The 9,853-nt window shown below is 63.2% G+C and carries 8 protein-coding genes and 2 pseudogenes; 5 read left to right on the forward strand and 5 right to left on the reverse strand.

Annotation, left to right across the window (positions count from 1 at the left end; all coding sequences use genetic code 11):
- Positions 1-55 precede the first annotated feature (55 nt).
- A protein-coding gene (locus tag ACFE65_RS16640; protein WP_375383489.1) for an IS3 family transposase occupies positions 56-1,191 on the forward strand; the annotation gives its coding sequence in 2 pieces (ribosomal slippage) (positions 56-323 and positions 323-1,191; 1,137 coding nt in all).
- 711 nt (positions 1,192-1,902) lie between these two features.
- Here the strand turns inward: ACFE65_RS16640 and ACFE65_RS16645 are convergent.
- Positions 1,903-2,580, reverse strand: coding sequence for a TetR/AcrR family transcriptional regulator (locus ACFE65_RS16645; protein WP_375383482.1), 678 nt, complete (start codon positions 2,578-2,580; stop codon positions 1,903-1,905).
- A gap of 454 nt (positions 2,581-3,034) precedes the next feature.
- On the opposite strand from ACFE65_RS16645, the gene ACFE65_RS16650 reads away from it, so the two are divergent.
- A complete protein-coding gene (locus tag ACFE65_RS16650) occupies positions 3,035-3,385 on the forward strand; it encodes a hypothetical protein (RefSeq protein ID WP_375383483.1) in 351 nt (116 codons plus the stop codon).
- A 26-nt stretch (positions 3,386-3,411) separates the two neighbouring features.
- Here ACFE65_RS16650 and ACFE65_RS16655 read toward each other — a convergent pair whose 3' ends face one another.
- Positions 3,412-4,374, reverse strand: coding sequence for an alpha/beta hydrolase (locus ACFE65_RS16655; RefSeq protein ID WP_375383484.1), 963 nt, complete (start codon positions 4,372-4,374; stop codon positions 3,412-3,414).
- Positions 4,375-5,217: 843 nt separating this feature from the next.
- Between ACFE65_RS16655 and ACFE65_RS16660 the strand changes: the two are divergent.
- From ACFE65_RS16660 to ACFE65_RS16670, 3 genes and pseudogenes are all read left to right on the forward strand, one after another.
- Positions 5,218-5,817 (forward strand): annotated as a pseudogene (locus ACFE65_RS16660) (transposase); the annotation flags it as partial.
- A 67-nt stretch (positions 5,818-5,884) separates the two neighbouring features.
- Positions 5,885-6,400, forward strand: coding sequence for a transposase (locus ACFE65_RS16665; RefSeq protein WP_375383485.1), 516 nt, complete (start codon positions 5,885-5,887; stop codon positions 6,398-6,400).
- A complete protein-coding gene (locus tag ACFE65_RS16670; protein WP_375383486.1) occupies positions 6,379-7,242 on the forward strand; it encodes a transposase in 864 nt (287 codons plus the stop codon). Before ACFE65_RS16665 ends, ACFE65_RS16670 begins: the two co-directional genes overlap by 22 nt.
- A 715-nt stretch (positions 7,243-7,957) precedes the next feature.
- Here ACFE65_RS16670 and ACFE65_RS16675 read toward each other — a convergent pair.
- The 3 genes and pseudogenes from ACFE65_RS16675 to ACFE65_RS16685 form a co-directional block, all read right to left on the reverse strand.
- Positions 7,958-9,129 (reverse strand): IS3 family transposase gene (locus ACFE65_RS16675; RefSeq protein ID WP_375383487.1). Its coding sequence is split into 2 segments (ribosomal slippage): positions 7,958-8,865 and positions 8,865-9,129, totalling 1,173 coding nucleotides; the frame shifts between segments, so codons are not numbered across the junction.
- A gap of 63 nt (positions 9,130-9,192) precedes the next feature.
- Positions 9,193-9,528 (reverse strand): annotated as a pseudogene (locus tag ACFE65_RS16680) (transposase zinc-binding domain-containing protein); the annotation flags it as partial.
- 6 nt (positions 9,529-9,534) lie between these two features.
- Positions 9,535-9,853 (reverse strand): tyrosine-type recombinase/integrase (locus ACFE65_RS16685; protein WP_375383488.1); only part of this gene is annotated, 319 nt, incomplete at its 5' end.

A 9,853-nucleotide genomic window follows, 5' to 3' on the forward strand; every position in this document is an offset into this window, starting at 1 on the left:
AGGCGCAGTGAATCACCTTCGGCCGGATGACGCCAGGGTTATTGGGGGTGCCCAGATGACGAAGCGAACACGCCGGAACCACAGCCCGGCCTTCAAGGCGAAGGTGGCCCTGGCTGCCGTGAAGGGCGAGAAGACGCTGGCCGAGCTGGCGCAGCAGTTCGACGTTCACCCGAACCAGATCACGATCTGGCGCGGCCAGTTGCTGGAAGGGGCAGCGGGGGTTTTCGGGTCGGACGGCCATAGCGAACCGGCGGAGCCTGCGATCGACGTGAAGACGTTGCACGCCAAGATTGGCGAGCTGACGCTGGTGAACGATTTTTTGTCCGGGGCGCTCGGCAAAGCAGGACTGTTGCCGAGCGCAAAACGTTGATCGACCGTTCCCACGCGTTGCCAGTGAAGCGGCAGGCGCGGGAGTTGGGGATCAGCCGCGGCAGCGTCTATTATCTGCCCCGGCCAACCTCGGCTGCCGACCTCGCGATCATGCGACGGATCGATGCGTTGCACATGGATTTCCCGTTCGCGGGCAGCCGGATGCTACGCGACCTGCTTGCCGCCGAAGGCATCAAGGTCGGCCGGCTGCACGTCTCCACGTTGATGAGGAAAATGGCGATCGAGGCGATCTACCGGCGACCGAACACGTCGAAACCGGCGCCGGGTCACAAGATCTATCCCTATCTGCTGCGCAAGGTAGCGGTGACGCGGTCTAACCAGGTTTGGGCGACCGACATCACGTACATTCCGATGACATGCGGCTTCGTCTATCTGATCGCCATCGTCGACTGGTTCAGCCGGCGGGTGCTCAGCTGGCGGCTGTCGATCACGCTGGAGACCGATTTCTGCATCGAAGCTTTGGAGGAAGCGCTGACGCGCTTCGGAGCGCCGGAGATCTTCAATACCGATCAAGGCAGCCAATTTACGAGCATGGCGTTCACCGCCGTCTTGCAACGTGAGAAGATCGCAATCAGCATGGATGGACGCGGCGCCTGGCGCGACAACGTGTTCGTCGAGCGCCTGTGGCGCTCGGTGAAATACGAGGAGGTTTACCTACGGGCCTATGCCTCTGTCAGCGAGGCCCGCGCGTCGATCGGCCGGTATCTGGCCTTCTACAACGGCCGACGCCCGCACTCGTCGCTTGACCGCAGGACGCCCGATCACGTCTACTTCAACCGGCCGCTTCTCGCAGCGGCATGAAACCGGCGGACGCTCCACTTAGCAATCGCGCCGAGCTGTTCAAATGAACCGAGCCACCTCTGTCGGACAAGGGTCTGGGATAGCTGGTAGACTCACAACTCGCGGCATAGAAGGGGACGTTAACTACCGGGTGTCAGGTGTCTCGGGGTTCATCCTCCACGGATCAACCGCGTACAACGATGCTCGATTTCACATTTTATAGGGTCGTGCTACTCAGGTCAAACAATCGCGCAAGTTTGCGATCTGAGGTTTGCAACCGGCGCGTAAAACGGCCAGAACTTGGAAAGTCGAGTAGCGCCTAAAGTGCCCATATTGCTGATAGCCTTTGGAGTACTTTAGATGTCCCGGTCACCCCTTCTGGACTACACGCCGTATTAAATGCCAATGTCACTTATAGATCTCGGTACAACTTTTCCGATGCGCTCGCGCCGTTTGCCGAACAGCACAGCTATGCAAGTTGGACGCTTCCATTGCTCGGGCATCTGCAAAGAATCGTTGGAGGCTTAGCTTAATCGGCACGAACCTGACGAACAAGCTGGTCGTTACCACCCCCAATGATATTCCTTTCGCAGGTGGAACCGGCACCGGGACCGCAACTGGAAGTCCTGCCGACCTCGACGTATTCGTTGAAACGGCGGGCGGTATTATTCGGCTTGGAGACAACTTCTAGCGTCCAAGGTTCGAGCCGGTTTAAGCGGCCCGGCCCGGACATCATGGTGATGCTCGTCTGCCATACCGTGCTCTGAAGCCGGCAAGAAGAACTCTGAGCGATTCGACGAAGATAGCTTCCTCTTCTGGCGCCATTTCCAACGCTCGTTCCAGGTAAGGGAAGCGCCTCCCGTCGATGATCGGCATCGCAGGAATGTGATGAGCTTCGGCAGCGGCGGCAAAAAGCGCCGTTCCGTAGGTGAACTTCTCGACTGACTCGAGAATTACCGCATGCGCTTCCACCGGATAGGGGCAATCGATCAGCTGGCGCTCATATGCGGGAAGCATCAGCTGGCGCGGAAAAAAGCGCAAGGTGAGTGGCGCAGCATTCGGGTGCTTGAGAGCGATACGTCGCGTCGCCGAGCTCAACTCGATCGTCCGCTGCTCCCAATCGGTCGACCACACCTCACGCTCGTTATTGACCTCTTCGAGCAACTGCCGAGCAACCTGGGTGAGCAGTTCTTCCTTGTGTCGAAAATGATGGTATAGAGAAGGTGCCTTCACCCCCAACTCTCGTGCCACGCCCTGAAGACTGAGGGCGTCGAGACCGTCGCGATCTATCAGACGGAGAGCAACGGTAGCAGCTTTGGCACGCGTGATCAGCGCCTGCGCAGGTCTGCCCGCGCGAGGACGCCGCGCCTCGCTTTCGTTGACTGCAGCTGCAGGCGGCTGGTGCGCCATTACTCACTCCCTCATGGCGACTGCCGCCGCCGTCAGTAGTGGGCGAGAACCAAGGCTTGCGCAACATAGCCCGTGCGCGCCCACATCTGCGTAGTGACGCGACTACGGCTTGATGCGCGTCTGTTCGTGCCAGCTCCGCTACGCCGGTCACGCACGAGAGGCCGCCCGCGGCTGACCGGCGAACGGCCCCCGACACTGGCGCAGCGCCTCGCCGATCCTGCGACTCCGTGGTCGACGCATATCGTCACCGACTGCTACGGCAGGGCGAACGGCGCGTTGAACTCGCTACCGGCTGCTCGGTGTGGAGCCGTCCCGGCCGTCCCGTCGTGCCCCTGCGCTGGCTCGTCGTGCGCGATTCCACCGGACGGTTCAGGCCTCAGGCCTTCCTGTCCACCGATCCTGATGTCTCGTCCGCCGACATGCTCGGCTGGTTCATCCGCCGCTGTCGATCGAGGTGACCTTCGCCGAGGTCCGTCGCCACCTCGGCGTCGAGACGCAGCGTAAGTGGACCGATCGTGCCATCGCTCGCACCACCCCCATGCTGCTTGCCTTGTTTTCGCTCATCACCCTGTTCACCGAAGACATCCACAAAGCCCGCACCATCGTCGTGCGTTCGGCACGTTGGTACGCCAAGGAGGCCGTCGCCTTCAGCGATGCGCTCGCCGCAGTCCGGCGACAATTATGGACTGACCAGACTTTTGCCATGTCTCAACAGGACCGGCACCCGCGTATCGACCGACGGAATACTCGACCACCTGATCAATCTTGCCTGCCACACCGCCTAAAATGCGGAAAGTCGAGCTGAGGCCAGGGTCACTGGCTCACCCTCTTTCAAATCTCGGCATAGCCTGAAGCGAGCGCATCGATCATGCCGTCATGGAACGCGCGCGCCGTCGCCGTATCGAAGTTCAGCAGGTCAAAGGCGTGTGGCGCGTCGGCGACGACCTCGAGGACGCAAGACACGCCCGCCGCGAGTAGGCGTTGCGCGTACGCAACATCCTCGTCATGGAACAGGTCGAGGGAACCGACGCCGATCCATGCCGGCGGCAGGCCCACGAGGTCGTGGCGGCGTGCCGGTGCGGCGTAGGCGGGAGCATCATCGCCCGGCGGCTGTCCAAGATATGAGGTCCAGCCAAAGCGGTTCTCGCGCGGTGTCCATATTAGCTCGCCGCGGTTGCCATGCTCGGTTCGAAGCACCGTCCTGTCGTCAAGCATCGGGTACATGAGAAGCTGGAAGGCCAGGGGCACGTCCTCGTCGTGTGCGCGTTGCGCGAGCGCGGCGGCAAGTCCGCCGCCGGCGCTGTTGCCCCCGATCGCGATAGAGTCCCGATCGATGCCGAGCGCCTCGCCCTGCTCGCGCAGCCAGCGCAACGCAGTCATCGCATCGTCGAGAGCGGCCGGGAAAGGATCACGCGGCGCCAACCGATAGTCCACGCTGACCACAATGACGTCGAGCCGTTCCAGCACACGCGCAAGCAGCGTCAGGTCGATCTCCGGCGTGCCGATCAGATAACCGCCGCCGTGTAGCCAGAGCAGCGCCGGGCGCGTTCCTCCGCTACCTTCGCGTTCGAGGATAAGAACACGAACGTCCGGATTACCCGCAGTCCCCGACAGCCGTCGTTCCGTCATGCGGACGCCGATCGGCGCCTTTGCTTTCCTTATCCTCAGCAGGCGCTGGGTGAGGGGAATGAGGGCCGGCCGCAGCGGTGGCATCGCGAACAGCGCCGCGTTACGCAGCTCCGGGGCTACCCTGTCGACCTTTCGCTTGCGAGTGACAGTGGCTGCCAGGAGCACGCCCGCTCCGAGGAGGCCGAGACCGCGCATTATATGAGCCGACTTCATCGGAAATGCAGATGATCACACATCGTCGGATCGTTGCACGATCCCGGAAATTTCGCAATCGGAGCAAGCGGCAAAGGTTTCCCAAGATCGAACCTACGACGAGAAAGCGGCGGGAATCGACCGCGTTGATGCCCTCCCGCCGAGCCGTTTTCCCAAAACTCGTTCCCAATTTCCTTTTCCCGAAACTCCCCCGCATTGACGGAGTTGCGGGAACGTGAGGCGTTTTTAGGATCGGAGTTTTAGAAGGCCGCCAGGACCCGAAGACGACATTGCATGGTAACTATTGCTTCCCACTTTCTGCCATTGGTTCAGCCTCACTCCGACGTGATTTGCAAAGCTCTGCAGGATCATGAGAACGACCTGTGCGATCCTGACGACCCATCGCCGGAAGGCGGCAGCCGCATTGCGGGTTACCGGACGCGGGGAGGATGCGGGCTTCTCGCGCTATCACGACGTTCTCAGCCGAAGCCGATGGTCCGCGCTGGCGGCTGCCAGGTTGCTCCTTATCCGGTTGGTTGCAACGTTCGTCCCGCCGGGCCGGTGGTGATCGGGCTGGACGACATGATCGAACGGCGCTGAGGCGGAAAGATCGCGGCACGGGGCATCTACCGGGATCCGGTGGCGCTCAAGCCACGGCCATTTCGGCAAGGCCAGCGGCCTGCGTTGGGTTGTGTAACGCGAGGTCTGGAAATTCGATCGGGTCGGGATTTGTAAGCTGGTGCCGGGGCATGCCCCGGCACCAGCTGCCCATCTTCGGCATTCCATGGAGTTGCAACACAGCCGTGGAGAGAACGAATGGACAGCAGGCATGATACGGCGATCGAGGCAGTACTGGAACAGCTGATCGAACACGGCCCCGAGGGCATCGCCGCGGCGTTCGCGCGGACCTTCGAAATGGCGATGCGGATCGAGCGCGAGCGCTTCCTGGGCGCAGGGCACTACGAGCGCACGACCGACCGCCGGGGCTATGCCAATGGCTACAAGTCTAAGCGGATCGACACGCCGGCGGGCACGGTGAACGTGGCGGTGCCCAAGACCGCCGGCCACGGTGCCGAGCCGTTTTTCCCGCAGTCGCTGGAGCGCGGCTGTCGCTCGGTGCGCGCGGTGATGCTGGCGGTTGCAGAGATGTACGTGAAGGGCGTCTCCACCCGTCAGGCCGAGGCAGTGCTGCGCGAGTTCGGCATCGAGGGTCTATCTTCATCCCAGGTCAGCCGCGCCGCAGCCCTGCTCGACGAGGAACTGGAAGCATGGCGCAACCGCCCGCTTGGTGAGATCCGCTACCTCATCCTGGACGCCCGCTACGAGAAGATGCGCGCAGGCGGCGTCGTGCGCGACGCCGCCGTCCTCTCGGCGATCGGCATCGGCCCCGACGAGCGGCGCCGGGTGCTCGGCGTCAGCGTCGCCCTGTCGCAAGGCCGAGGTCCACTGGCGTGGCTTCCTCGACGGTCTGGTCGCGCGCGGCATGCGCGGCGTCCAGTTCATCGTCTCCGACGATCACGCTGGCCTGCGTGCCGCTCGCCGCGCCGTACTTGGTGCCGCTACCTGGCAGCGCTGTCAGTTCCACCTCGCCGCAAATGCTATCCACCACGCTCCCAACACTGCCATCCGCGAGCGCATCGGTGCCGAGCTGCGCAGCGTCTGGAATGCAGCCACGCTCGCCAAGGCTCAGGTCGCGCTCGATGAGCTCGTTGCCGGTTATCGCGACACCGCCACCAGTCTCGCGACATGGCTGGAAAACGCCGTGCCCGAAGGCTTGGCTGTATTCACGCTGCCCGAGCATCATCGCCGACGCCTACGCACCTCAAACCCCATCGAGCGCGCCGTCCAGCAAGAGCTCAAGCGGCGCACCGTGAAGGTCCGCGTCTTCCCCAACGACCAGGCGCTCCTGCGCCTCGTCTCCGCCGTTCTCGTCGAGATCGACGAAACATGGGCCTGCGACAATAAGGCCTACATCAAATGGGAATGCCGGAATGGGTGATCACGCCCCGCAGCAATTTCCAGACATCAGGTTGCACGATCCTGCGTTGGCTGTCGGCGATGCTGCTGGTGCCGGTGCCATGGGGACGGCGGGTCTGGGCGCTGCCGTTCCTGACCGTGCCGATGCCGTCGCAGCGCTGGGCCGACCTGCGCGGTGTCCGACACAAATCCCTGGTCGATGCCCGGCAGATGCTGTTGCAGATCGCCCGGTGGCTCCCCGACCGGCGCATCGTGGCCGTCGCCGACAGCGGCTTCTCTGCGATCGACCTGCTCGATGCCGTGCGCGGCCGTGTCTACGTGGTGACGTGGCTGCGGCTCGATGCGCGTCTGTTCGTGCCAACTCCGCCACGCCGGCCCGACACGAGAGGTCGCCCGCGGAGGACCGGCAACCGGCTTTCGACGCTGGCGCAGCGTCTCGCCGATCCGACGCCTCCCTGGTCCACCCATATCGTCACCGACTGGTACGGCCAATGCGAACGGCCTGTTGAACTCGCTACCGGCTGCGCGGTGTGGAGCCATCCCGGCCGCCCCATCGTGCCCCTGCGCTGGCTCGTCGTGCGCGATCCCGCCGGGCGGTTCAGACCACAGGCCTTCCTGTCCACCGATCCTGGTATAATCAAAGCTACTTATCCTATTTGCGCCAATCTGGCGGGGAGGCAGCCAGCTGACGTATTTCTGCGGCGAGATTCGCGCATGCTGTTCTGTACTGAGCTGCCCTCAATGAGCGCCCATGGCTTTTCGCGATATTACAAGCTGCTTCGCATGCATCATACCAGCCCTGTGAATACAGCTTGTCGTGATCAGCATCGGACGCTTCGGACTCTTGCATGTCTCGATCCCTAGCTATTTACGAGCGAGGTGGTGGCCTGATTAGGTTGCTTAGAGCCCAACCGGGAATTAAATCATGCATTCTCGGGGGCTTCTCTCGATGGCTGGTCGGAGAGACTGCGGAACGGCGCGTGAGCCAGACTAAATGTGTATGCTGCACGCGCGCCAGGGGCGGGAGGCGCTATGCGGGGATCACAAACGACTGCATCCGGACCCAGGGGCGCGCGCGCACCGCAGATGAGAGCCGAACTTAATTACCGGTTGGGCTCTTAGCACAACGCGGCCGAGGGCTACACCCGCCAGATCATCGGCTGGCGGGAATCGATGCGGAGCATTTACTGGCGCGACATACCGGGGGTCGAGAAACGCTTACGGGAACAAGCATGGACTCACATTCACAAATCCGGGCGGGTACCGCGTCGTGATCTAGGAGGCAGTCTGGAATACTTGACCCAGAAGCCGACGTTTACGGCGATTTGAGCGTTCCCCGAAACCGGTCGTTGGTTTAGGTGCTATTAGACGGCTCGAACTGTGAAGAGGCGCCGAGGCGAGCAATGGCGATCTCGAGATGTCGGGCATCCGTGGTTGCAGCGCCTGCGACTGGAACACCAAGCTCATGTACGACGACTAGCCGAACAGCCCCGGACTTCGGTCAGAGCGGAAGCCGGACCTTGAATTCGTTCGCGACCAAGATCTTGAGCAGCCCCCATCGGGTGGTCCGGGTTGTTAGTTAGTGCATTGTCGTCTCCGCCGCCATTGCCGGTCGCAGGTGGAGCGTAGCGGAACCGGAGGCCGGCAATGGCGGTGTCGCCGCTTCCGGGGCCGGCGGACGGTAGCCGAGGCTACTGTGCGGGCGGACGGTGTTGTAGTGACGCCGCCACGCCTCGATCAGCACCTTGGCCTCGGCGAGGCTGTAGAAGATCTCGCCGTTGAGCAGTTCGTCACGAAGCGAGCCGTTGAAGCTCTCGTTGTAGCCGTTCTCCCAAGGCGAGCCGGGCGTGATATAAAGCGTCTTCACGCCGATCTTCCCCAGCCATTTCTGAACCTCGGTTGCGATGAACTCGCTGCCGTTGTCCGATCTGATGTGCGCTGGCGGACCCCGTGCGATGAACAGGTCGGCCAAGGCCGCCAGCACGTCTTCGTGTTTGAGCTGGCGTGCGACGATCATCGCCAGGCATTCCCGGCTGGCCTCGTCGATGATGGTCAGGATCCGGAACTTGCGCCCGTCGTGGGTGCGTGCCTCGACGAAGTCGTATGCCCAGACGTGCCCCGGATATTCCGGCCGCAGCCGGAGACACGAGCCGTCGTTCAGCCAAAGCCGACCGCGCTTTGGTTGCTTCTGCGGCACCTTCAGCCCTTCGCGCCGCCAGATCCGCTCCACGCGCTTGTGGTTCACCGACCAGCCGGCCGCATGCAGCAACGCGGTCACCCGGCGATAGCCGTAGCGCCCGTACTGCTTGGCCAAGGCGATGATGTCGTCGGTGAGCGCCTCTTCGTCATCTGCCCCGCACGGCGCTTTGCGCTGCGTCGACCGGTGCTGCCCGAGCACGCGACACACGCGCCGCTCGGATACGTCCAGCACTTCCTTCACTTGGTCGATGCAGCGCCGGCGCCGCGCGGGGCTCAGAAATTTCCCCGTGCGGCTTCCTGCAGGATGAGCTTGTCCAGCGTCAGGTCCGAGATCGCACGGCGCAGCCGTAGGTTCTCCCTCTCTAGATCCTTCATCCGCCGGGCCTGATCCGTCTTCAGACCACCGTACTCCTTGCGCCAACGGTAATAGGTCTGCTCGCTGACCGCGATGCGCCGGCACGCCTCAGCGGTCGTCCCGCCCTGGCCCAGCACAATCTCCACCTCACGCAGCTTGCCGATGATCTCCTCGGGCTTGTGCTTCTTCGCAGGCATTCGTCGTCCCTTCCTCGGTCCAGACTGTCATAGTCGATGGACCACTCGGAAGGGGGCAGCTCAGTTCTGGAACGCGATGTCGGCGACCTCGGCCGGCAGCGTGAAGACGACGTGGAAGTAACCGACCGGCAGCAGGTCGGCCTCGCGCTCGGCGAGCCAGGTGCGCGCGGCCGCGCCCTGGCACCGCGGGCAGTGCCGGTTGCGGCAACTGTTATACGCGACCCGCCAGTGCCCGCAGTCGGTGCAGGCTTCGACGTGGCCGCCCATGACTGCGGTGCGGCAATGCTCTATCGCCGACATGACCTTGAGCTGGTCCAGGCTCAGGTGCCCGGCCCGGGCGGCGCGGTACGCGGGCCCGGCAGCGCGGAAGATGTCGGCGACCTCGATGGAGGCGCGCATGCCCGCTCAGCCGCTGGACGCTCTCGCTTCCATGGCGGCTGTCGCCAGCCTGTCGAACGGACTGGTCACGTTGCGCAGCACCCGGGTGGCGACCTGCGTGTAATAGGCGGTGGTCTCAAGCTTCGCATGACCGAGCAGCGTCTGGATGATGCGGACGTCGATCCCGTCCTCGAGCAGGTGCGTCGCAAAGCAGTGCCGCAACGTGTGCGGTCCGACGCGCTTGCCGATACCCGCCGCCACGCTCGCCTCCACGACGATGCGGTGCAGCTGCCGTGTGCTGATCGGCTTGAGATAGTGCTGGCCGGGAAACAGCCAGCCGTCGACG

Source organism: uncultured Sphingomonas sp. (assembly GCF_964237335.1).
Classification (GTDB): domain Bacteria; phylum Pseudomonadota; class Alphaproteobacteria; order Sphingomonadales; family Sphingomonadaceae; genus Sphingomonas.